The organism is Streptomyces sp. NPDC048370 (assembly GCF_043200825.1).
In the GTDB taxonomy this organism is placed as follows: Bacteria; Actinomycetota; Actinomycetes; order Streptomycetales; family Streptomycetaceae; genus Streptomyces.
This window is the reverse complement of the sequence record NZ_JBICYI010000006.1, coordinates 312,049-332,465: the sequence shown is the minus strand read 5'-3', so window position 1 is coordinate 332,465 and position 20,417 is coordinate 312,049. Positions and strand designations below refer to the sequence as shown.

General features: G+C 72.6%; 19 protein-coding genes. 13 read left to right on the top strand and 6 right to left on the bottom strand.

The genetic code is table 11. The features are described 5' to 3' along the window. Positions 1 to 262 precede the first annotated feature (262 nt). Positions 263 to 706 carry a subtilase-type protease inhibitor gene (locus ACGFYP_RS16595; protein ID WP_361960811.1) on the top strand — a complete coding sequence of 148 codons (444 nt, stop codon included), beginning with the start codon at positions 263 to 265 and terminating at the stop codon, positions 704 to 706. Positions 707 to 797: 91 nt separating this feature from the next. Here ACGFYP_RS16595 and ACGFYP_RS16590 read toward each other — a convergent pair whose 3' ends face one another. Beyond that, the gene (locus ACGFYP_RS16590) at positions 798 to 2,018 is read right to left on the bottom strand and encodes an FG-GAP-like repeat-containing protein (protein WP_393493215.1); all 1,221 of its coding nucleotides are present in this window, start codon (positions 2,016 to 2,018) and stop codon (positions 798 to 800) included. 200 nt (positions 2,019 to 2,218) lie between these two features. Between ACGFYP_RS16590 and ACGFYP_RS16585 the strand changes: the two genes are divergently transcribed. Beyond that, positions 2,219 to 3,124, top strand: a complete 906-nt coding sequence (locus tag ACGFYP_RS16585; RefSeq protein ID WP_393493212.1) for an arginase family protein — start codon at positions 2,219 to 2,221, stop codon at positions 3,122 to 3,124. 30 nt (positions 3,125 to 3,154) lie between these two features. Here ACGFYP_RS16585 and ACGFYP_RS16580 read toward each other — a convergent pair whose 3' ends face one another. Continuing rightward, a complete protein-coding gene (locus tag ACGFYP_RS16580) occupies positions 3,155 to 3,682 on the bottom strand; it encodes an NUDIX hydrolase family protein (protein WP_361960982.1) in 528 nt (175 codons plus the stop codon). Between the two features lie 229 nt (positions 3,683 to 3,911). On the opposite strand from ACGFYP_RS16580, the gene ACGFYP_RS16575 reads away from it, so the two are divergent. Then, the gene (locus ACGFYP_RS16575) at positions 3,912 to 4,295 is read left to right on the top strand and encodes a hypothetical protein (protein WP_393493209.1); all 384 of its coding nucleotides are present in this window, start codon (positions 3,912 to 3,914) and stop codon (positions 4,293 to 4,295) included. Positions 4,296 to 4,502: 207 nt separating this feature from the next. Next, the gene (locus ACGFYP_RS16570) at positions 4,503 to 5,741 is read left to right on the top strand and encodes a serine hydrolase domain-containing protein (RefSeq protein ID WP_393493206.1); all 1,239 of its coding nucleotides are present in this window, start codon (positions 4,503 to 4,505) and stop codon (positions 5,739 to 5,741) included. Positions 5,742 to 5,789: 48 nt separating this feature from the next. Here ACGFYP_RS16570 and ACGFYP_RS16565 read toward each other — a convergent pair whose 3' ends face one another. Both ACGFYP_RS16565 and ACGFYP_RS16560 read right to left on the bottom strand, forming a co-directional pair. Further along, complete coding sequence (locus ACGFYP_RS16565) at positions 5,790 to 6,650, bottom strand: alpha/beta fold hydrolase (protein ID WP_393493203.1); 861 nt, start codon at positions 6,648 to 6,650, stop codon at positions 5,790 to 5,792. A 741-nt stretch (positions 6,651 to 7,391) separates the two neighbouring features. Next, positions 7,392 to 8,084, bottom strand: coding sequence for a metal-dependent transcriptional regulator (locus ACGFYP_RS16560; RefSeq protein ID WP_361960799.1), 693 nt, complete (start codon positions 8,082 to 8,084; stop codon positions 7,392 to 7,394). A 160-nt stretch (positions 8,085 to 8,244) separates the two neighbouring features. Between ACGFYP_RS16560 and ACGFYP_RS16555 the strand changes: the two genes are divergently transcribed. The 4 genes from ACGFYP_RS16555 (at position 8,245) to ACGFYP_RS16540 (ending at position 14,555) form a co-directional block, all read left to right on the top strand. Further along, positions 8,245 to 9,012, top strand: a complete 768-nt coding sequence (locus ACGFYP_RS16555; protein ID WP_361960797.1) for an SIS domain-containing protein — start codon at positions 8,245 to 8,247, stop codon at positions 9,010 to 9,012. 104 nt (positions 9,013 to 9,116) lie between these two features. Then, a complete protein-coding gene (locus ACGFYP_RS16550; protein WP_393493198.1) occupies positions 9,117 to 9,599 on the top strand; it encodes a M15 family metallopeptidase in 483 nt (160 codons plus the stop codon). A 45-nt stretch (positions 9,600 to 9,644) separates the two neighbouring features. Beyond that, a complete protein-coding gene (locus ACGFYP_RS16545) occupies positions 9,645 to 12,863 on the top strand; it encodes a BTAD domain-containing putative transcriptional regulator (protein ID WP_393493195.1) in 3,219 nt (1,072 codons plus the stop codon). A gap of 66 nt (positions 12,864 to 12,929) precedes the next feature. Continuing rightward, a complete protein-coding gene (locus ACGFYP_RS16540) occupies positions 12,930 to 14,555 on the top strand; it encodes an FG-GAP-like repeat-containing protein (RefSeq protein WP_393493192.1) in 1,626 nt (541 codons plus the stop codon). An 87-nt stretch (positions 14,556 to 14,642) separates the two neighbouring features. Here ACGFYP_RS16540 and ACGFYP_RS16535 read toward each other — a convergent pair whose 3' ends face one another. Beyond that, on the bottom strand, positions 14,643 to 15,839 hold the full coding sequence (locus ACGFYP_RS16535; RefSeq protein WP_393493189.1) for an ATP-binding protein: 1,197 nt from the start codon (positions 15,837 to 15,839) through the stop codon (positions 14,643 to 14,645). A 140-nt stretch (positions 15,840 to 15,979) separates the two neighbouring features. Further along, a complete protein-coding gene (locus ACGFYP_RS16530; protein ID WP_361960795.1) occupies positions 15,980 to 16,639 on the bottom strand; it encodes a response regulator transcription factor in 660 nt (219 codons plus the stop codon). Positions 16,640 to 16,727: 88 nt separating this feature from the next. Here ACGFYP_RS16530 and ACGFYP_RS16525 point away from each other — a divergent pair, with 88 nt between their 5' ends. Genes ACGFYP_RS16525 through ACGFYP_RS16505 form a run of 5 tightly spaced genes read left to right on the top strand, consistent with a single transcriptional unit; the run spans position 16,728 to position 20,369 of the window. Continuing rightward, positions 16,728 to 17,246: a hypothetical protein gene (locus ACGFYP_RS16525; RefSeq protein WP_393493185.1), complete on the top strand. Its 519-nt coding sequence runs from the start codon at positions 16,728 to 16,730 to the stop codon at positions 17,244 to 17,246. Then, positions 17,243 to 18,301 carry a peptidoglycan-binding protein gene (locus ACGFYP_RS16520; protein WP_393493182.1) on the top strand — a complete coding sequence of 353 codons (1,059 nt, stop codon included), beginning with the start codon at positions 17,243 to 17,245 and terminating at the stop codon, positions 18,299 to 18,301. Before ACGFYP_RS16525 ends, ACGFYP_RS16520 begins: the two co-directional genes overlap by 4 nt. After that, positions 18,298 to 19,029 (top strand): ABC transporter ATP-binding protein, encoded by a 732-nt coding sequence (locus tag ACGFYP_RS16515; RefSeq protein WP_393493179.1) that lies wholly within the window; start codon positions 18,298 to 18,300, stop codon positions 19,027 to 19,029. Before ACGFYP_RS16520 ends, ACGFYP_RS16515 begins: the two co-directional genes overlap by 4 nt. An 18-nt stretch (positions 19,030 to 19,047) precedes the next feature. Beyond that, positions 19,048 to 19,191: a hypothetical protein gene (locus ACGFYP_RS16510; protein WP_393493176.1), complete on the top strand. Its 144-nt coding sequence runs from the start codon at positions 19,048 to 19,050 to the stop codon at positions 19,189 to 19,191. Continuing rightward, positions 19,188 to 20,369 (top strand): ABC transporter permease, encoded by a 1,182-nt coding sequence (locus tag ACGFYP_RS16505; protein ID WP_393493173.1) that lies wholly within the window; start codon positions 19,188 to 19,190, stop codon positions 20,367 to 20,369. The genes ACGFYP_RS16510 and ACGFYP_RS16505 overlap by 4 nt, the downstream gene beginning before the upstream one ends. Positions 20,370 to 20,417 lie beyond the last annotated feature (48 nt).

The following is a 20,417-nucleotide window of genomic DNA, read 5'->3' as shown; positions in this document are numbered from 1 at the left end:
CCCGCCTGCACGGGCTTCCGGCCGAACCGCCCTCGCCGGATGTCGCACCAAATCGAACCAATTCTTTATGTTCGCAGGTCAGTTGGTCGTTCGACCTTGGACCAGTTGCGCTCGGAGCGCTCTCAGGGAGCGGGCGCACCCCTTCCCAACTGCCCGAACGTTCGGTCGTGACCGGAAAGTGGCGACGGATGTGCGATCACCCTCCGCATCGACAAGACTCCAGCGCGCAATCACGTCGCACCCGCCTCGAAGGGACATTCTCATGCGTCACCTGCTCCGTGACACCGCCCTCACCACCGCGCTCGCCACCGGCCTCGCCCTGGTCGGCGTCGCCGCGACCCCGGCACCCGCGCAGGCCGAGCCCGCGGGGCTGTACCCGCCGTCGGCGCTCGTGCTCGCCGTCGCCAAGGGCGAGTCCGCGACGACGGCGTGGGTCGACCGGGCGGTGACCCTCAGCTGCGCCCCCACGGCCGGCGGCACCCACCCGGCGCCCGCGGCGGCCTGCGAGGAGCTGAGCGCCGTGGACGGGGACTTCGGCCGGCTGTCCAGGGTGAGCGCCGCCGCCCCCTGCACGCGCATCTGGGACCCGGTCACGGTCACCGGCGAGGGCGTCTGGAAGGGCAAGCGCGTGACGTGGTCGGCGACGTACGGCAACAGCTGCGAGATGAGCGTCGGCATGTGGAAGAGCACGGTGTTCGCGTTCTGAGCGTGTGGAAGAGCACGCTCTGAGGGCTCTGAGTGAGCGCCAAGAGGGAGGGCCTTCGTCCGACAGTTCGGAACGAAGGCCCTCCCGCCGGTCAGAAGGCGCCGTTGAGGTGCCACCAGTCCCAGCCCTGCGGCTGCCCGCCCTGCAGGCCGCCGGTGCCGGTACCGGGGTAGAGCACCAGGCAGCCGGCGCCCCGGCAGCCTTCGCCGACGAAGCTGCTCTGGGTGGTGGTGGCGAGATCGACGTTGCCGTCGCCCCCGTAGTCGCCCACGGCGAGGATGGTGTGCATGCCGTTCCAGCCGCCAGAACCGATCATCACGCGGGGCCCGAAGGAGCCGGCCTTGCCCGGGTAGAGCCAGAGCTTGCCGGTGGACGCCTCGCGTGCGACCAGGTCGGCCCGGCCGTCCTTGTTCATGTCACCTGCGCCGACGAGCGCGTTCATACCGTTCCAGCCGCCGTTGCCGAGCAGCTTCCGGGCGCCGAGGCCAGCGGAGGCGGTGCCCGGGTACAGCCACAGCTTCCCGGTGGACTTCTCCACCGCGACGAGATCGCCGCGGCCGTCGCCGGAGAGGTCACCGAACGCGACGATGCGGCTCATCGCGTTCCAGCCGCCGCTGCCGATCAGCTTGCGCGTGCCCAGAGCCCCGGAACCCGTGCCCGGGTACAGCCACAGCTTCCCGGTCGAGGCCTCGCGCGCGATCACGTCCTCACGGCCGTCACCGCTGAAGTCGCCGTGCCGGGTGAGCGCGTTCATCACGTTCCACCCGCCCGAACCGACCATCCGGCCGGACATGTCACCGGGCAGGAACCACAGTCGGCCCGCCTCGTCCCGGACGAGCACGTCCGCCCGCCGGTCACCGTTCATGTCACCGAAGCCGGACGCCGTGGGCGCCACGGCGGAGTGCCACTCCGGGTACGGAGCCCCGTCGCACTCCCGCAGCGTGGGGACGAGCTTCAGCGAGCTGACGAGCTTCGGCTGCGCGTAGCCCCATTCGGTACCGGCGGGATCGGGATCCCAGACGTCGGTGCCGTTGGCGCCGTTGTAGTTCGGGTCGCTGTACAGGCAGGCGTACAGGGACGTGTGGTTGACGACGGAGTAGAACTTGTTGTCCCAGGACCCGAGCGTCGCCTTGTCGACGTTCGTCTTGAACATCGTGCCCGCGCCGTTGTCGGCCTGCCAGGCGCAGAAGTAGCCCTTCGGGCAGTCCTTGATCGCGGCCTGCGCGGGCGTGCTCGCGCCCAGGAGCCCGAGCGAGGTGAGCCCCAGAGCGGTGACCGCCGTGGCCAGGCGTCTTCCCCAGGTTGTGCGCATTGTCTTTTCCCTCCCTGATGCGGCACGGAGAGATCCTCGACGCGCCGCCGAGGGGGACCGTACAGCAGGCCACCGTCACTCCACCGCGCGGGTGATCGTCGGCCGTCTGCCGGGAGGCCGGCTTCACGGTCGCGCCCGCCGGGGACGGGGCGGAATGCGGACGGAATGCTGACGTACGCGTACGGCGGGACCATGGACGTATGCGTACGCGTACGCCCGGTGAGGTGGCGATCGTCGAGGCGCCGTCCGTGCTCGGCCTGCGGCCCTCCGGTGTGCAGGAGCTGCCCGAGGCGCTGCTCGGCGCGGGGCTTGCCGACGGGATTCCGGGGGCGGTACGCGCGGGCAGGGTGGAGGCTCCGGCGTACGACCCGAGGCGGGACGCCGCGACCGGGGTCCTGAACCCGGTCTCCATCGCCCGGTACTCCGTGCTCCTCGCCGACGCGGTGGGCGAGGTCCTCGACGGCGGGCGCTTCCCGCTCGTCCTTGGCGGGGACTGCAGCATCCTGCTGGGGAACATGCTCGCGCTACGCCGCCGGGGCCGGTACGGGCTGCTGTTCCTGGACGGGCACACGGACTTCTACCAGCCGTCGGCCGAGCCGACCGGCGAGGCGGCCTCGATGGAACTGGCCCTCGTCACGGGCCGTGGCCCCCGGCTGCTGACCGAGTGGGAGGGCCGGGGGCCGCTGGTCCCGGACGAGGACGTCGTCGTCTTCGGGTTCCGCGACGCCGACGAGTCCGCCGCCGCCGGGATGCAGCCGCTGCCGCCGGGGCTGTACGCGCTCGACCTGGACGACGTCCGCGCGGCCGGGGCCGCCGGGGCGGCGCGGGGCGCGGTCGACCGGCTCACCGGCGGCGGGACGGCCGGGTTCTGGGTGCACCTGGACGTCGACGTCCTCGACGACGCGGTCATGCCGGCCGTCGACTACCGCCAGGCCGGCGGTCTCAGCTGGTCGGAGCTGGAGGACGTGCTCGCCACGGCGCTGACCGACGACCGTGCCGTCGGCCTCGACGTCACGATCTTCAACCCCCGCCTCGACCCGGCCGGCACGATCGCCGCCCGGCTGGCGGAGTGCGTACGGAGGGCCGTGGTGGCTACTGCTGCGTGAGCTGCCCGGCCATGATCCGTCGGACAGCCCCTAGTACGCGTACCCGACATACGCCAGGGCCTGCTTCAGGAGGAGTCCCTGGCCGCCCGGCATCTCGTTCTGCACGGTCGGGGACGCGGCTTCCTCGGGGGTGAGCCAGACCAGGTCGAGGGCGTCCTGCCGGGGACGGCAGTCGCCGGACACCGGGACGACGTACGCGAGAGCCACGGCGTGCTGGCGCGGGTCGTGGTACGGGGTGAAACCGGCCGTGGGGAAGTACTCGGCGATCGTGAACGGCTGCAGGGAGGCGGGGACGCGCGGGAGGGCCACCGGCCCGAGGTCCTTCTCCAGGTGCCGGAGCAGCGCGTCACGGACGCGCTCGTGGTGCATGACGCGGCCGGACACCAGGGTGCGGCTGATCGTTCCGTCAGCCCCGATGCGCAGCAGCAGTCCGATGCTGGTCACTTCGCCGCTGTCGTCCACGCGGACGGGCACGGCCTCGACGTACAGGATCGGCATCCGCGCCCGAGCGCTGTCCAGCTCGTCCGTGGTCAGCCATCCGGGCGTGGTTTCGGTCATGTCAGACATCGCTTGATCATACTTTCCGGGGGCCGTTCCGTCCGGGATCCCGGGTACCGCCGGGCGGGTGGCGCTCCTGCCGGGCGAAGTCCGGCCATCGCGCGTCACGCGGACCCCGTACGTCCCGGAGTGGCGGGGAATCGGCTACCGGCGGACCGGCCGCCCCGATGAGGATTCGGAAGCGCGTTCCCGTACCCGTTCCCGTCCCGTGACCACGGAGAGGAAAGCCATGCGTACCCGATGGACAGTGACGGCGGCCGTCGCCGGTTCGGCCGCCCTGCTCGCCCTGACCGGCACCACCGCCCACGCCGCAGAGACGGAGAGTGCGGCGGCCCCGGCGGCGCCGCCGAAGGTCCTGAACACCCAGGTCCACGCGTGGCTGCAGGCCAACGTCCGGGCGGAGCCGAACACCGGCAGCGAGATCCTCAGCTACGTCTCCCCCGGCAACACCTACAGCGCGATCTGCTGGACCTACGGCGAGAACGTGACCCTCGCCGGATACACGAGCAGCAAGTGGGTGCTCATCGACCGGACCTGGCCCCGGCAGAACGGCTACGTCTCGGCGATCGCCCTCAGCGGCGACAGCACCGGCGGTGTCCCCAACCGCTGCTGACGGACGGTGAGGATCGCGAGGTGACCGCCCGGGACCCCGGGCGGTCAGGCGGCCGGTGGCGGGGTGTCCGGCTGCGATCCGACGGGGACCGAAAGAGTGGACTCACCGGGGCGGCGGGGCGAGGAAGGGGTACGGGCGCGGGCGCGGGGGTCAGGTTGGCGTTCCGGATCCTGCCTCCCGAATCCTGAACTGGAAGAGACGCCCGCCATGCGCCGTACCCCCGCCCGTCGACGCCGACTGTTCGCCGCAGCACTGCTCGTGGCGTCCGTCCTCGCCCCGGTGGCCACCGCTCCCGCCACGGCCGTCCCCTCAACCCCCACCGCCCCTCACGTGGGGTTCGACCACGGCGGGGAGGACTGCCCGCCCGACGGCTTCGGGCCCGAGCTGACCGCTCGGCTGGACAAGGCCATCGAGGACGTCCGGAAGCAGGCCGGTATTCCCGGCCTCGTCGTCGGGCTGTGGATGCCCGGCAAGGGGCGCTACGTCCGCGCGACCGGCGTCGCCGACAAGGTCACCGGCGAGCCGATGACCACCGACGGCTTCGTACGGATCGGCAGCGAGACCAAGACCTTCACGGTCACCGCGCTCCTGAAGCTCGTCGACGACGGCAAGATCGGCCTCGACGACCCGATCTCGAAGTACATCGCCGGAGTCCCGAACGGCCAGAACATCACCCTGCGCCACCTCGCCGAGATGCGCAGCGGACTCTTCCCGTACACCGACGACGCGGACTTCCAGCACGACCTGCTCAGCGACCCGAGCCGCTTCTTCACCCCGCACGAAGTGCTCGCGTACGGCTACAAGCACAAGAACACCTTCGACCCGGGGGCGCAGTTCCAGTACTCCAACAGCAACCTGGTCCTGCTCGGCCTCGTGGTCGAGAAGGTCAGCGGGCACCGTCTGGTCGACGTCCTGGAGAAGCGGGTGTTCCGCCCGGCCAAGCTGGACCACACGCTGCTGCCGGACGGCCCCGAGTTCCCCGAGCCGCACCCGCGCGGCTACACCAACCAGACGCTGACCGGCCAGGTCACCGACTCCACGGACTGGAACCCCAGCTGGGCCTGGGCGGCCGGGGCGATGATCTCGGACCTGGAGGACCTGCGCCGCTGGGCGAAGATCGTCGCGACCGGTGAGCTGCTCAGCCCGGAGACCCAGGCCCAGCGGCTGAAGTTCCTGCCGACCGGTTTCCCCGGCACCGGCTACGGCCTCGGCATCATGAACAGCGGCGGCTGGATCGGGCACAACGGCTCCATCCCGGGGTACGAGACCGTGACCGTCTACCTGCCCTCGCAGAAGGCCACGCTGGTGCTGATGCTCAACACCGACATCACGACCCAGGGCGTGGAGCCGAGCTCGCCGGTCGCCCGGGCGATCACCCAGATCGTGACCCCGAACAACATCTACGACCGGCCTGTCCCGCCGCGCGAGGCGGGGCCTTCGAGGTGAGGGTGGGGCCTACGAGGCCGGCCTACGAGGCCCTGGGCCTACGCGGCCCTATGAGGTGAGGACGCCTTCCAGGAACGGCTCGATCGCCGTGCGCCAGGCGTCCGGGTGGTCGTAGTGCAGGAGGTGGCCGGCGTCCGGGATCTCCGCGTACGCCCCGCGCGGGAGGACGCGGACCATCTCCTGGGCCTCGGCGCGGCCCAGCTCGCCGTCCAGGCCGCGGACCACGAGCGTGGGGCAGCGGACCTGGGCGAGCGAGTCCCAGTGGGCGTCGTGGACCCAGGTCTCGCGGGAGGTCAGCATCTGCGCCGGGTCGAAGAGCGGGTACCAGCCGTCGGGGCGCTCGGTCATCACCTCGGCGAAGAACTCGCCGCGCGCCGGGTTCGACCGCTCGACCCAGGGGTCCTCCTCGCCGAACCACTGCCGCACGCCGTCGAGCGAGGGGAAGGGCACGGGCCAGCGGCGGAACCAGTCCGTCCACTCGCGCTGCGAGGCGGCCCCGAGGGCCGATGCCCGCATGTCGCAGATGACCAGCGCGCGGACGAGGTCGGGATGCTCGGCGGCGAGCTGCCAGGCGGTGAGGGCGCCCATGGAGTGTCCGACGAGGGTGACGGGGCCGAGGCCCAGCTGCTCGACGGCGGCCGCCGCGTCGGCGACGTACGCCTCACGCGTGAAAGGTCCCCCGGCGGGCTTTTCGCTGCGGCCGTGACCGCGCTGGTCCAGGGCGACGACGCGATGGCGCTCGGCCAGCCAGCGGGCGGTGGGGGCCCAGTGCGAGGCGCTCCCCATCAGGCCGTGCAGCAGTAAGACCCCGGAACCGGACGTCCTGGCCGGCGGTGTCTGCTCCTCCGTGAACTCCCAGGCAGCCAGGCGTACGCCGTCGGCCCCGGTGATGTCGAGTCGTCGCACCATGTTCCCTGGCACCCCCTCTTTCCATCGAGCGTGTCGAGCCCCGTCAGACTATCGAACCCATATTCGAAAATGGGGTTCTGCCACGTAACACCCCTCGTTCGAGTGACCGCGCTCAAGGATTGACGCGCGCCGCCGAGGGGAGATCTTCAACGGGAGGCGGACCGCTCGGGGAAAACGGTCCGAGGGGAATGACCCTGGGAGCTCGGGGCTCCGGGTCAGCACAGGGGAGGACAGGCCCCGGCGCCCATGGGCGCCGGGGCCCTCTGTCTGATGGCGCACCGCCGCCGACGACTCCATCGCACCCACCCCTCCCCGGCCGTACGAACCGAACCCAGCGTGGCACGCCGAGGGGTGCGGGCGTGGCGATTCCGCCGTAAAACGGGCCGGGGCGCACTTCGGGGGCGCACTCAGCCACCGGGAGGCCGGGGGGACGGCCCGGCGGCGGGCGCACTCGACCCCCGGGGCGGGGGGACGGCCCGGGGGGCGGGGTACGGCCGCGTGCCCGACAGCGGTGCGGTCGCCCGCTACCGGTCCGGTCGCCCGCCGGCGGTCGCCGCGAGAGGCCCTAGGGAGTGTCCGGAAAGTATGGTCGTCCGCCCGGAGGGCGGGGCTCGCGGCGTCCGGTGCGTGCGATCGCAAGGCGCCGGGATGCTCTCGTAGCGGAGCTACGTGGGCATTTCGGCAACGCGGCGAGCGTGCGTGCCGGGCGTCGCGAGCCAGGCCAGACTTTCCGGACGCGACCTAGCGCTTCGCCACGAAGACGTGGGCCGCGACCTCGGAGTCCAGCTCCGCCGCCTCGCCGCTGCTGCCGACCAGGATGCCGCCCGCCGACTCCGTCACGCTCACCACGGAACCGGGCTGCACACCCGCCCGACGCAGCGTGTACATCAGCTGGGCGTCCGTCTGGATCGGCTCGCCGATCCGGCGCACGATCACCGTCTTGCCGTCAGGGCCCGCGTCCAGGTCGGCGAGGGAGACCATGGAGTCGTCCAGGAAGGACTCCGCCTCGGCCTTCTCGCCCAGCTCCTCGAGGCCCGGGATCGGGTTGCCGTACGGCGACTCCGTCGGGTGCCGCAGCAGCTCCAGAACGCGCCGCTCCACGGCCTCGCTCATCACGTGCTCCCAGCGACAGGCCTCCGCGTGGACCTGCTCCCACTCCAGGCCGATCACGTCCACGAGGAGACACTCGGCGAGGCGGTGCTTGCGCATCACGCGCGTCGCCAGGCGGCGGCCCTCGTCCGTCAGCTCCAGGTGCCGGTCGCTTGCGACCGCCACCAGACCGTCCCGCTCCATACGGGCGACCGTCTGGCTGACCGTGGGGCCGCTCTGATCGAGCCGCTCCGCGATCCGGGCGCGCATGGGGACCACACCTTCCTCTTCCAGTTCGAGGATGGTGCGGAGATACATCTCCGTGGTGTCGATCAGTCCGGACATACGTGCCCCTCGATGAGTCGTGCGCTGGCCCTGCACCAATTCTGACGCATCCCGCCGACAACCGTGCCGCGCGGGGGAAACGCCGGGCAAAGACGGTATTGACAGAGCAATGGTCCAGACCGCACGGTGATCCGCGACACGACGACAAGGAGCTTCCGCAATGGGCGACAGCGCGCGCGAGTCCAAGCTGGCAGGGCAGTTCTTCGATGCCGCGATCGGCCTGCTGCAGCAGGTCCGCGACCAGGACTCCGAGGAGATCGCCGCCGCCGGAACCGTGATCGCCGAGGCCGTCGCCGCCGGCGGTCGGCTCTTCGCGTTCGGCGCCGGCCACTCCTCGCTGGCCGCCCAGGACGTCGTCTACCGGGCGGGCGGCCTCGCCCTCATGAACCTGCTGGCCGTCCCCGGGGTCGTCGGCGTCGACGTCATGCCCGCGACGCTCGGCTCGGCCCTGGAGCGCGTGGACGGGCTCGCGGGCGCGGTTCTGGACTCCTCGCCCGCCAAGGCCGGCGACGTCCTGATCATCATCTCCCTCTCCGGCCGCAACGCCCTGCCCGTCGAGATGGCGATGAACGCCCGCGCCCTGGGCCTGACGGTGATCGGCGTCACCTCGGTGGCGTACGCGACGGAGACGAAGTCCCGGCACGTCTCGGGGACGTACCTGAAGGACCACTGCGACATCGTCCTCGACTCGCGGATCGCGATCGGTGACGCCGAGCTGACGCACGAGGGCATCGAGGCGCCGTTCGCCCCCGCCTCGACCGTCGTCACCAGCGCCCTGATGCAGGCCACCATGGCCGCGGCGGCCGAGGAGATGGTCCGCCTGGGCATCGAGCCGCCGCTGCTGCGCTCGGGGAACGTCGACGGCGGCCACGAGTGGAACGGCCGTGTGATGGCGGAGTACGCCGACCGGATCTTCTTCCGGCACTGACGCACTGCCGGACTGACGCACTGCCGGGCTGCCGTACTGGCATGACGGCCGCCTCGCACCCGCTCTTGAAGGAAAGCTGAAGCGGGCGGCGACACCCTCCCGTGGTGCGAGGTGCGGCGACGGTCGAGGTGCGGGAGTGCGGCGAGCCGCTGGTCGATCTGCGTGGCGTCGCCGTCCTGCGCCTCGGCCGGCGGCCCGCCCGGCTGCGGCTCGGTGTCGTCGACCGCCTGGTCACCGCGCAGACCCTGCTCCCCGCCGGGCTGCGCCTCCTCGTGATCCAGGGCCACCTTCCCGGCCCGCCGGACGGCCCGCACGCGACCGGTGCCGCCGTCGACCTCACGCTCTGCACGGTCGAGGGCGCCCCGCTGTGGACGGGGTCGGCCCCCGGGGACGCGCGGTCGCCGTTCCGGCGGCTCTCGGCGCCCGGGCTCGACCCCGTCGCCGCCGAGACACGCCGACACCTCGGCAACGCCATGACCGGCGCCGGACTCGTCAACTACCCTGCGGCTTGGTGGCATTGGTCGTACGGAGACCCCTACTGGGCCCGTTCGAGCGGAGCGCGGTACGCACGGTACGGCCCGGCCTGACCCGCTGAGCCGCCGCTCCGTACCGCCCTTGTTGTGGGGGGCGACGTGCTGGAGATCAGACTGCTCGGTCCGGTCGAGGCCCTCGCGGGGGACCGACGGATCCCCCTGGGCGGCGGCAAGCCACGGGCGCTGCTCGCGGCCCTGGCGTTGGAACACGGCCGGGTGATCTCCACCGAGCGGCTCGTCGACGTCGTCTGGCCGCACGACCCTCCGGACAGCGCCCGCGCGCTGATCCAGACGTACGTCTCGACCCTGCGCCGTTCCTTCTCCGACGCCGGCTGCCCCGACGTGATCGCCACCAGGACGCCCGGCTACGCGCTCAGGACCGAGGCGGCGACCGTCGACGCAACCGTCTTCACCCGGCTCCTGGCCGAGGCCAAGCAGCACGTCGCCGCCCACCGGCCCGACCCGGCCGCCGCGCTGCTGCTCGACGCGGCCGCGCTGTGGCGCGGGCCCGCCCTCTCCGGCCTCGAAGGGTCCCTGCTCGCAGGGGAGGCCGGACGGCTCGACGAACTCCGGGTCACGGCACTGGAGGAACGGTTCGGCGTGGAGCTGGCGTTGGGCAGGCTCGACCACCTCGCCGAGCTGACCGGCCTCGTCGCACGGCACCCGGCCGACGAACGTCTGCGCGGCCGGCTGATGACGACGCTGTACCGGCTGGGGCGACAGGCCGACGCGCTCGCCTGCTACCGGGAGGGCCGGTCCCTGCTCGTCGAGGAGCTCGGCGTCGAACCCGGACCGGAACTCAGCGGCCTGCACGACGCCATCCTGCGCGGGGACGCGAGGGCCGGGGCCCCGGCCAGGACCGGAAGCGGTACGGGTGGGGGCGCGGGTATCGGCGGGGGCGGCGGTACCGGCAGCGGTACCGGCGGAAGCGGGGGTATCGGTGGGGGCACGCCCGCGCCCGCCCATCTGCCGCCCGCGCCCGGTGACTTCACCGGGCGCGGCGAGGAACTGGCCACGCTGACCGAGGCGCTGGCCCGCGTCGAGTCCGGCGGGGGCCCCGGCGGGGGCTCCGGCGGGGGCTCCGGTCCGGTCCATGTGGTGGCGGGCCCTGGCGGCAGCGGCAAGTCCACCCTGGCGGCGGAGGCCGCGCACCGGATCGCCGCCTCCTTCCCCGACGGGCAGCTGCACGCCGAACTCCGGGGCCTCTCCGACAGCCCCGCCCAGCCCGCCGACGTCCTGGGAAGGCTGCTGCGCGCCCTCGGTGTGGACGCGGAGCGGCTGCCGGACAGCCTGCAGGAGCGCGTGGAGCTCTACCGCACCCTGCTCGCCGACCGCCGCCTGCTGATCGTGCTCGACGACGCCGCCGACGAGCGGCAGGTCCGGCCCCTGCTCCCGGGCGGCCGGGGCTGCGCCGTCCTCATCACCTCCCGCGACCGGCTGGGCGGCCTCGCCGGGGCGAGACTGACCGAACTGGACGTCCTGGCACCGGCCGAGGCGCTGGAACTGCTCACCCGGATCGTCGGCCCCGAGCGGACCGAGGCCGAGCCGCTCGCCGCCGCCCGCATCCTCGCCTCCTGCGGCAACCTGCCCCTGGCGATCCGGATCGCGGGCGCGCGCCTCGCCACCCGGAGCCGGCTGCCGTTGAAGGTCCTCGCCGACCGGCTGGCCGACGAGCGCCGGCTGCTCGACGAGCTGGCCGTGGGCGACCTCGCGGTGCGCAGCACGATCGGGCTCAGCTTCCACGCCTTGGACCGCCTGCCGAGGACGGCCCTGGAGCGCATGGGCCACTTCGGTCTGCCGGAGTTCTCCCCCTGGCTCGTCGGCCGGCTGCTCGACGTCCCGGAGACGGAGGCGCAGCGGCTGCTCGAACTGCTCGTGGACACCCAGCTCGTCACGTTCACGGGTGTGGACCGGACGGGCGTCCTGCGCTACCGCCTCCACGACCTCGTACGGCTCTTCGCCCGCGAGGAGGCCGAAGTCGCCGAGCCCGCCGACACGTTGGTCGAGGCCGTCGCCCGCGTCCTGCGCAGCTGGACCTCCCTGTTGCACCGGCTCGCCGCGAGCAGCCCGTCCCCCCAGATCACCTGGCGGCCGGCCACCCCCGTGGCCCAGGCGCCGGGACCGCCTCCCGCGACGACCGCGAGTCCGCCCGACGAGTTCGGTGACCGCGTACTGCGCGAGCTTGTCCTCGGCGACGCCTTCGGCTGGTTCGACGGGGACCAGGCCGCGCTGACCGTGGCCGTCGAGCGGGCCGCCGCGATCGGCCTTGAGCCGCTCGTGTGCGATCTCGTCTCGGCGTACAACGCCGTGGAACTGCGTACCAACCACTTCGAGTTCCGGGCCCGGATCACCGGCACCGCTCTCGCCGCCGCGCAGCGCGTGGAGGACCAGCCCCGCGAGGCCGCCATGCTGGCGGAGCTGGCCCAGCTCCGCTACGACCAGGACCGGTTCGTCGAGGCGCGCTGTCACTTCGGCGAGGCGCTCAGCAGGTTCCGCGCCCTGGGAGACGTACGGGGGCAGGCCTTCGCCCTGGCCGGTCTCGGCATCACGTGCCGGGAGCCCGGACACCTGGCCGAGGCGGTCCACTTCCTCGACCAGGCGGCGGCGCTGCTGCACGCGACCGACGACCACCGTGGCGACGACCACCGTGGCGTCGGCCACGTGCTGCGGACCAGGGCGTCGGTGCGGCTCGAACAAGGGGAGTACGGTGCCGCCCGCGCCGATCTCGACACGGCGCTCGACGCGTTCCGCAGGGGCGGCAGCCGCCGGGGCCTCGCGCTGACCCTGCGGTCCCTGGGGCTGTACCACCGGGCGGTGGGCGACTACGAGGCTGCGCTGGGCGTCTGCGCCGAGTCGGCGGCGATCTTCGCCGAGCTCGGCGACGTGTTCCTGCACTCGTACGCGGTCCGTGCCCACGCCAAGGCGCTGATGCGGCTCGGGCGCCGGGCCGAGGCGCTGCCCCGGCTCGAAGGGGCGCTCGACACCGTCCGCGCCTGCCACGACCGCTTCGGGCAGGCGGTCACCCTGCGGGTCATCGGCCAACTGCACCTGGCCGACGGGCGCCTCGACCCGGCGCAGGGCCGCCTGGAGGAGGCCATGGCCCTGTGGGACGCCATGGACACCCCGCTCTGGCGGGCGCGTACGGAGTACGACCTGTCCCTGGTGCACGAGGCGCGCGGCGAGAAGGATGCGGCCCTTGCGGCGCGTACGCACGCGCTGGTGGTGTTCCGGGAGCACGGCGCGCGGGAGTACGCGGAGATCACGGGCACCCTCGCGGCCGCTTCAAGGGCGCCTGCAGCGGTGTTGAAGCGGAGTTGAAGCGGCGGGGCGGAGCCTTCTCGACAGCAACGGCAGACACCGCCTCCAGCGAGAAGGACAGCCTCCATGCGTACTCCGATACGTACTCCGATGCGTACGCCCCTCAGACGGGTCACCGCGGCCCTGACATCCCTCGCGGCCCTGACCGGCCTGGCCGTCGGCACCACCGTGATCTCCGAGGTCGCGGCACCGACCACGGCCCACGCCGCCGAAGCGTCGTCGGTCGAGGCCACGTCGACGGTCGGCGCCGCCTCGTCGGTCGGCGGCGCCATCAGCCGGACCGAGATACTCGCCCGCGCCAAGTGGTGGATCGACACCTACGGCGTGATCTACAGCCAGGACCAGAACGACGCCAAGGCCTCGGTCACCGGCGAGAAGTACCGCCCGGACTGCTCCGGCTTCGTGTCGATGGCCTGGCGGCTCCCCAAGAAGAGCGACGGCTGGGACCGCAACACCCGTGACCTCGACGCCTTCGGGGACACCACCACCGTCTCCCTGGACAGCCTGCAGCCCGGCGACGCCATCCTCGGCGACGGCCATGTCGCCCTCTTCGACAAGTGGACCGACTCCAGCAAGACGTCGATGTGGGTCTACGAGGAGTACAGCACCGGCGACGCGGGCCGCCACACCACCAAGACCAAGTCGTCCTACGCGAACAACGGCTTCAAGGGCCTGCGGTACGACAAGGCCACCACGACCCCGCCGCGCGGGAAGGCCGAGCCCGCGACCGCGTACGACCAGGGCGACGGCACGATGCGCATCTACCGCTGGGCCTCCACCGGCAGCAAGTTCGAGCGCGCCTCCGACTACGACTCCGGCTCCTTCCACCTCAGCAACGTCGGCGACCGGATGGCCTCGGGCGATGTCGACGGTGACGGCAAGGACGACGTCGTCATGGCGTACCAGTACACCGACGGCACGTGGGGCCTCTACACCTTCCTGAACGGCAACAACTCCGACGGGATCTGGTTCACCGGGGGCCAGTTCGACCTCGCCCGCGTGGGTGGGCGTCTCGTCCTCGGCGACTGGAACGGCGACGGCAAGGACGAGCCGGCGGTCGCGTACGACCAGGGCGACGGGACCATGCGCATCTACCGCTGGACCTCCACCGGCAGCAAGTTCGAACGCGCCACCGACTTCGACTCCGGATCCTTCCAGCTGAGCAACGTCCGCGACCGCATGGCCGCAGGGGACGTCGACGGTGACGGCAAGGACGACATCGTGATGGGCTACCAGTACACCGACGGCACCTGGGGCCTCTACACCTTCCTCAAGGGCGTCGACTCCGACGGGATCTGGTTCACCGGCGGCTCCTACGACCTGGCCCGCGTCGGCGGACGGCTCGTCCTCGGCGACTGGAACGGCGACGGCAAGGCCGAACCGGCCACGGCGTACGACCAGGGCGACGGCAGCATGCGCATCTACCGCTGGACCTCCACCGGCAGCAAGTTCGAACGCGCCTCCGACTTCGACTCCGGCTCCTTCCACCTCAGCAACGTCGGCGACCGCATGGCCGCGGGCGACACCAACGGGGACGGCAAGGACGACATCGTCATGGCGTACCAGTACACCGACGGAACCTGGGGCCTCTACACCTTCCTGAACGGCAACAACTCCGACGGCATCTGGTTCACCGGCGGCTCCTACGACCTGGGGCGGGTCGGCGGACGGCTCGTCCTCGGCGACTGGTAGTCACGCCGGTACGCGTACGAGTGCGGGTACGAGGAGGGGCCGGGTCGCCGTGGGCGGCCCGGCCCCCTCCCCGTACCCGCGCCCGTCTCACGGGGTGAAGCACACCCGGACCGTCAGGCCGCCGCCCTCCGCGTTGGCGGTCGCCGTCGCCGTCGCGTCGTGGGCGCGGGCGATGGACTCGACGATCGACAGGCCGAGGCCCACGCCCTCACCGGGGGCCTGGGTGCGTGCGGAGAGGCGGCGGAAGGGCTCGAAGAGCAGCGGCACGGTGTCGGCGGGGACCACGGGCCCTGTGTTCGTGACCGCGATGCCCTGGGGCCCTGTACGGACCTCGACGCGCCCGCCCGGGACGTTGTGCCGCACCGCGTTCGCGACCAGGTTGTGCGCCAGCCGGTCCAGGAGCACGGCGTCGCCGAGCACCGTCAGGGGCCGGGCGTCGGTCACGACGTCGACCCCGCGCTCGGCCGCCTCGGCCGCGAGGGCCTCCACCGCCCGCCCCGCGACCTCGTGCAGCGCCACCGGCCGCCGCTCCTGCAGCCCCTGGTCGCAGGAGGCGAGCAACAGCAGGCCCTCGATGGTCCGTTCGCTGGCGTCGGCGACCTCGATCAGCTTCTCCCTGATCCGGGCGACCCGCTCGGGTCCCGGATCCCCCGCGAGGCCGATCTCGGCGGCCGCCCGCTGCACGGCGACCGGGGTCCGCAGCTCGTGCGCCGCGTTCGCCGCGAACCGCTGCTGCGCCGACACGAGCCGTTCCATGCGCCCGAGCATCCCGTCGAAGGTGTCCGCGAGGCGCTTCAGCTCCCCCGGCGGCGCGTCCAGGGCGATCCTCTCGTGCAGGTTCTCCCCGGAGAGCCTGCGGGCCGTCTCGGTGATCACGGCGACCGGGCGCAGCACCCGGCCCGCCATCCACCAGGCGAGCACGATCGAGACGACGGCGTACGCGGCGAGGACGAGCAGGGAGACCGTGAGGAGGCGTTCGAGGGCGGCGCTCTCGGCGGCGTCGCTCAGCGTCCGGGCGACGGCCAGGCCTCGGGCCGGGACCGTCGTGCCCGGCGCCACCGGTCCCGGGCTCGCGGGCACGGTCTGAGCCCACAGGGGGTTGGTCGTGGTGGCGGCGGGCAGGTCCTCGAGGCGCTGCGCGGGCACGGCCGTCGTCATCGCCACGCTGATCGACGAGTACAGACCCTCCTTCACCAGGAAGTACACGACTCCCGTGAGCAGCGCGCCCGCGAGGAGAAGCAGTCCGCCGTACAGCGATGTCAGACGGGCCCGTTCGCCGCCCATGACGCGCCGTGCGGAAGCCCTGAGTCCCGCTGCCCTCAGTCCTGCTGCCCGCACGCCCGCCGCCCTCACCGCCCTCGCCGCCACACCCGTCCGCGCGCCCGTCCGCGCGCCCGTCCTCCCGTCCGCCCTCTCGCCCGCCCTCATGACGCGATCCGGTAGCCCGCGCCCGGCACCGTCTCCACCACCGGGGGCTCACCGAGCTTCGCGCGGAGCTTGCTCAGGGTCACCCGTACCGCGTTCGTGCGGTAGCTGGTGTGCTCCTCCCACACCTGCTCGATCAGGTCCTCGCCGCTCACGACGGCCCCCTCGGCGCGCAGCAGCGATTCCAGGACCGCGAACTCCTTCCGCGACAGGTGCAGGTGCCGCCCGTCGCGGCTCGCCTGACGGCGCGCGGTGTCCAGGACGATCCCGGCCCGTTCGAGGACGGGCGGCAGCGCGGGCCGGGCGCGGCGGCCCAGGGCGAGGACGCGGGCGAGGAGCTCGTCGTACGCGAAGGGCTTGGCCAGGTAGTCGTCGGCGCCGAGGCCGAGGCCCTCGACCCGGTCCCGTACCGTCCCGGCGGCCGTCAGCATCAGGACCCGGGTCATGAGGCGCTGCTCGACCACGCGGCGGCAGACGTCGTCGCCGTGCATCCCGGGCAGGTCGCGGTCGAGGACCATGACGTCGTACTCCCCGAACTGGAGCTTCCGCAGGGCTTCGAGGCCGTCGCCCGCGACGTCCACGGCGAGCGCGTCGCGGCGCAGCCCCTCGGCGATCATCTCGGCGAGAAACGCCTCGTCCTCCACCACCAGTACGCGCATGGCCCCTGTCTATCCGACCGGGGCTTTCGTCTCCGTAAACCGATCCGCTGAGAGAAACGAAACCCCTCCTGCGCGCAGGCTCACGCCCATGACGATCACCGGACGTACACGGACCCGAGAGACCTTCCAGCTGGCCGCCGCGGCCTCGCTCGCCGCGCTCTGCCTCCTGACCACCGCGTGCACCGCCGACAACGGCAAGGCGGACGGGGCGGGGAGCGAGAGCGTGAGCGACGAGGGCAAGAAGGCCGACCAGGCCCTGGAGCACCGCAAGTGCCTGCGCGAGCAGGGCCTGGACGTGCCCGAGCCCAAGCCTGGCGAGGAGGGCGTCGGGCTGACCATCGGCGGCGACGGCATGTCGAAGGAGAAGATGGAGAAGGCGTTCAAGGCCTGTCAGGGCAAGGGCGGCGCGGGCATGGGCAAGGAGCCGACCCAGGCCGAGAAGGACAAGATGATCAAGTACGCCCAGTGCATGCGCAAGAACGGCTTCGACATGCCCGACCCGACCTTCGGCGGCGGCGGGATGACGGCCGCGCGGCCGATCCCGCAGGGCGAGGAGGCCAAGAAGTTCGAGAAGGCCAACAAGGCCTGCGAGAGCGTGTCGCGATGAGTCGGCGCAAGCTCGTCGTCGCCCTCGCGACGATCGTCGTCGTCGCCGGCGCCGGGGTGGCGGTGACCGCGCTCGCCGCCCCCGAGGAACGGGAGCCCGTCGCGGACTCGGGGCGGCCGCCCGCCACGGCCCCGATCACCCGGGGCGACCTCAGCGACAGCTCCCAGCAGGACGGCACGCTCGGGTACCTCGGCGAGCGGAAGATCAACGGGGGTCCTTCCGGCATCCTCACCCGGATCGCCCCGACCGGCTCCACCGTCGCGCGCGATGAGCGGCTGTACGAGGTCGACGGCAGGCCCGTCCGCCTGATGTACGGGGCCGAGCCCATGTACCGGACCCTTAAGACCGGCGACAAGGGCAACGACGTCCGGCAACTGGAGGAGAACCTCGCCGCCCTCGGCTACGTCGGCTTCACGGTCGACGAGGAGTACTCGGCGAAGACCGCCGCCGCCGTCAAGCGCTGGCAGAAGTCGCACGACCAGAAGCAGACGGGCACCGTCGGCCCCGACGCGATCGCCTTCGCCGGAAGCGCCGTCCGCGTCAAGGAGGCGGGCGCCGCGACCGGCGACCAGGTGGGGCCCGGCCGGCCGGTGCTGACCGTGACCGGCTCCGAGCGGGTCGTACGGTTCAAGGTGCCGGTCTCGGACGCCGGTTCGGCGAAGACCGGGACCCGGGTCACCGTCCAGCTGCCGGACGGGACCTCTGCGCCGGGGAAGGTCTCGTCGGTGGGGAAGACGGCCTCGTCGGGCGACGACCCGCAGGACCGGACCCCGAAGATCGACATCACGGTCTCCTTCGACGCGCCGGGCAAGGTCACGGGCGTGGACCAGTCACCGGTCACCGTCGACCTCGCCGGCGAGACGAGGAAGGACGTGCTCTCCGTACCCGTCAACGCGTTGCTCGCCCTGCCCGGCGGCGGCTTCGGCGTCCAGGTCGTCGAGAACGGCCGGACACGGGACGTCCGGGTCGAGCTCGGGATGTTCGGCCAGGGCCGGGTGGAGATCAGCGGCGGCGGGCTGCGCGAGGGCATGAAGGTCGGGGTGCCGTCCGTATGAGTACGCGTACGAGTGCGAGTCCGCGTACGGGTGCGAGCACGAGCACGGTCGTCAGGCTCTCCGGGGTCACCAAGGAGTACGCGGGCGGCGTCCGGGCCCTCGACGGCGTGGACCTCACGGTCGACGCGGGCGAACTGCTCGGCATCGTCGGCCCGTCCGGGTCCGGCAAGTCCACCCTGCTGCACATCGTCGGCACCCTGGACCGGCCGAGCGCCGGGACGGTGGAGATCGCGGGCCACGACGTGGCCGCCCTCGCGGACCGCCGGCTCTCCGCCCTGCGCTCGCGCCACATCGGCTTCGTGTTCCAGGCCTTCCACCTGGTGCCCGGGGTCGGCGCCCTGGAGAACGTCGCCGAGGGGCTGCTGTACTCGGGGCTCCCCCGGGCGCGGCGGCGGGCGATGGCGGCGGAGGCGCTCGCCCGCGTCGGGCTCGCCGACCGGATGAAGCACCGCCCGCACGAGCTGTCCGGCGGGCAGAAGCAGCGCGTGGCCATCGCCCGCGCGGTGGTCGGCGAACCCGACCTGCTGCTGGCCGACGAGCCGACGGGCGCGCTCGACTCGGCGTCGGGCGAGGCGGTCATGGACCTGCTGCAGGCCCTCAACGAGCAAGGCGCGACGATCGCGGTCATCACCCACGACACGGAGACGGCCGGGCGCCTGCCGCGCCAGGTCCGGATCCGCGACGGGCGGGTCGTGGCGGACACGGCGCGCGGAAAGGTCGCGGCGTGAGGGCGGGTCCGGGGCGGGGTGCGGACGGCACGGACGGTACGGGAGGCGCAGGCGGTGCGGGAGGCGCGGGAGATGCGGGAGATGCGGGAGATGCGGGAGATGCGCGAGGTGCGGGAGATGCGCGAGGTGCGCGCGGTGGGCGGAGTGCGCGCCGGGCGTTGAAGGCCGCGCGGCTCGGGCCCAGGGACGTGCTGCACGTGGGCTCGGCCGGGCTGCGCAGTCGGCCCGTGCGGGTGGTGCTCTCGGCCCTGGGCATCGCCATCGGGATCGCCACCATGATCGCGGTGGTGGGCATATCCGCCTCCAGCCAGGCCCAGTTGATGCGGCAGCTCGACGCGCTCGGCACGAACATGCTGGTGGCCAAGCCGGGCGAGGGGATGTTCAGCGGCCAGGAGGTCAAGCTGCCCAAGGACGCGGTGGGCATGGTCGGCCGGATCGACGGTGTCGAGGAGGTCGGCGCGACCGCCGACCTCGACCGCACGGTCCGGCGCTCCGAGAAGATCCCCGAGGGCGAGACGGGCGGCATCGCCGTCAAGGCCGCCACGGAACGGCTGCTCGCCGTCCTGCGCGGCGGGACGGCCTCCGGCACCTGGCTGAACGGAGCCAACGGCCGCTACCCGTCCGTGGTGTTGGGCCATGTCGCCGCCGAACGGCTCGGCATCCACGAGCCCGGCCGGCAGGTCTGGATCGACGACCGGTACTTCACCGTCGTCGGCATCCTCGACCCGCTGCCGCTCGCGCCCGAGATCGAACGCGCGGCGCTGGTCGGCTGGGAGGGCGCGCAGAAACTTCTCGGCTTCGACGGGCATCCGACGGCGGTGTACGAGCGGTCCACCGACGCGTCCGTACGGACCGTCCAGCAGCTGCTCGCCCCGACGATCGACCCGGAGAACCCGCAGAACGTGTCGGTCGGCGACCCGTCGGCGGCGCTCCAGGCGAAGGCGGCGACCGAGGGGGCCTTCTCCACGCTGCTGCTCGGGCTCGGCGGGATCGCCCTGCTCGTGGGCGGTGTCGGCGTCGCCAACACCATGATCATCTCGGTGCTCGAACGCCGCCACGAGATCGGCCTGCGCCGCTCCCTGGGCGCGACCAGGGGCCAGATCAGGATCCAGTTCGTGACGGAGTCCCTGATGCTGTCGGGCCTCGGCGGCCTGGCGGGCGTGGCCCTCGGCGGCGCGGCGACGGGCGTGTACGCGTACACGGGCGGGCTGCCGTGGGTGGTGCCGCCGTGGGCGGTGGGCGGCGGCTTCGGCGCGACGCTGGTGATCGGCACGGTGGCGGGCCTGTACCCGGCGGTGCGGGCGTCGAGACTGTCACCGACGCTGGCGCTGCAGGCGTAGGACCCCGAGCGGCGGGGACCAGGGGCGGGAGCGGCTAGGGGCGAGGAC

Bases quoted from the DNA above. Each gene is read 5' to 3' on its own strand.
- ACGFYP_RS16595 (WP_361960811.1), top strand. From the start codon at position 263: ATGCGTCACCTGCTCCGTGACACCGCCCTCACCACCGCGCTCGCCACC.
- ACGFYP_RS16590 (WP_393493215.1), bottom strand. From the start codon at position 2,018: ATGCGCACAACCTGGGGAAGACGCCTGGCCACGGCGGTCACCGCTCTG.
- ACGFYP_RS16585 (WP_393493212.1), top strand. From the start codon at position 2,219: ATGCGTACGCGTACGCCCGGTGAGGTGGCGATCGTCGAGGCGCCGTCC.
- ACGFYP_RS16580 (WP_361960982.1), bottom strand. From the start codon at position 3,682: ATGACCGAAACCACGCCCGGATGGCTGACCACGGACGAGCTGGACAGC.
- ACGFYP_RS16575 (WP_393493209.1), top strand. From the start codon at position 3,912: ATGCGTACCCGATGGACAGTGACGGCGGCCGTCGCCGGTTCGGCCGCC.
- ACGFYP_RS16570 (WP_393493206.1), top strand. From the start codon at position 4,503: ATGCGCCGTACCCCCGCCCGTCGACGCCGACTGTTCGCCGCAGCACTG.
- ACGFYP_RS16565 (WP_393493203.1), bottom strand. From the start codon at position 6,650: ATGGTGCGACGACTCGACATCACCGGGGCCGACGGCGTACGCCTGGCT.
- ACGFYP_RS16560 (WP_361960799.1), bottom strand. From the start codon at position 8,084: ATGTCCGGACTGATCGACACCACGGAGATGTATCTCCGCACCATCCTC.
- ACGFYP_RS16555 (WP_361960797.1), top strand. From the start codon at position 8,245: ATGGGCGACAGCGCGCGCGAGTCCAAGCTGGCAGGGCAGTTCTTCGAT.
- ACGFYP_RS16540 (WP_393493192.1), top strand. From the start codon at position 12,930: ATGCGTACTCCGATACGTACTCCGATGCGTACGCCCCTCAGACGGGTC.
- ACGFYP_RS16535 (WP_393493189.1), bottom strand. From the start codon at position 15,839: ATGGGCGGCGAACGGGCCCGTCTGACATCGCTGTACGGCGGACTGCTT.
- ACGFYP_RS16530 (WP_361960795.1), bottom strand. From the start codon at position 16,639: ATGCGCGTACTGGTGGTGGAGGACGAGGCGTTTCTCGCCGAGATGATC.
- ACGFYP_RS16525 (WP_393493185.1), top strand. From the start codon at position 16,728: ATGACGATCACCGGACGTACACGGACCCGAGAGACCTTCCAGCTGGCC.
- ACGFYP_RS16520 (WP_393493182.1), top strand. From the start codon at position 17,243: ATGAGTCGGCGCAAGCTCGTCGTCGCCCTCGCGACGATCGTCGTCGTC.
- ACGFYP_RS16515 (WP_393493179.1), top strand. From the start codon at position 18,298: ATGAGTACGCGTACGAGTGCGAGTCCGCGTACGGGTGCGAGCACGAGC.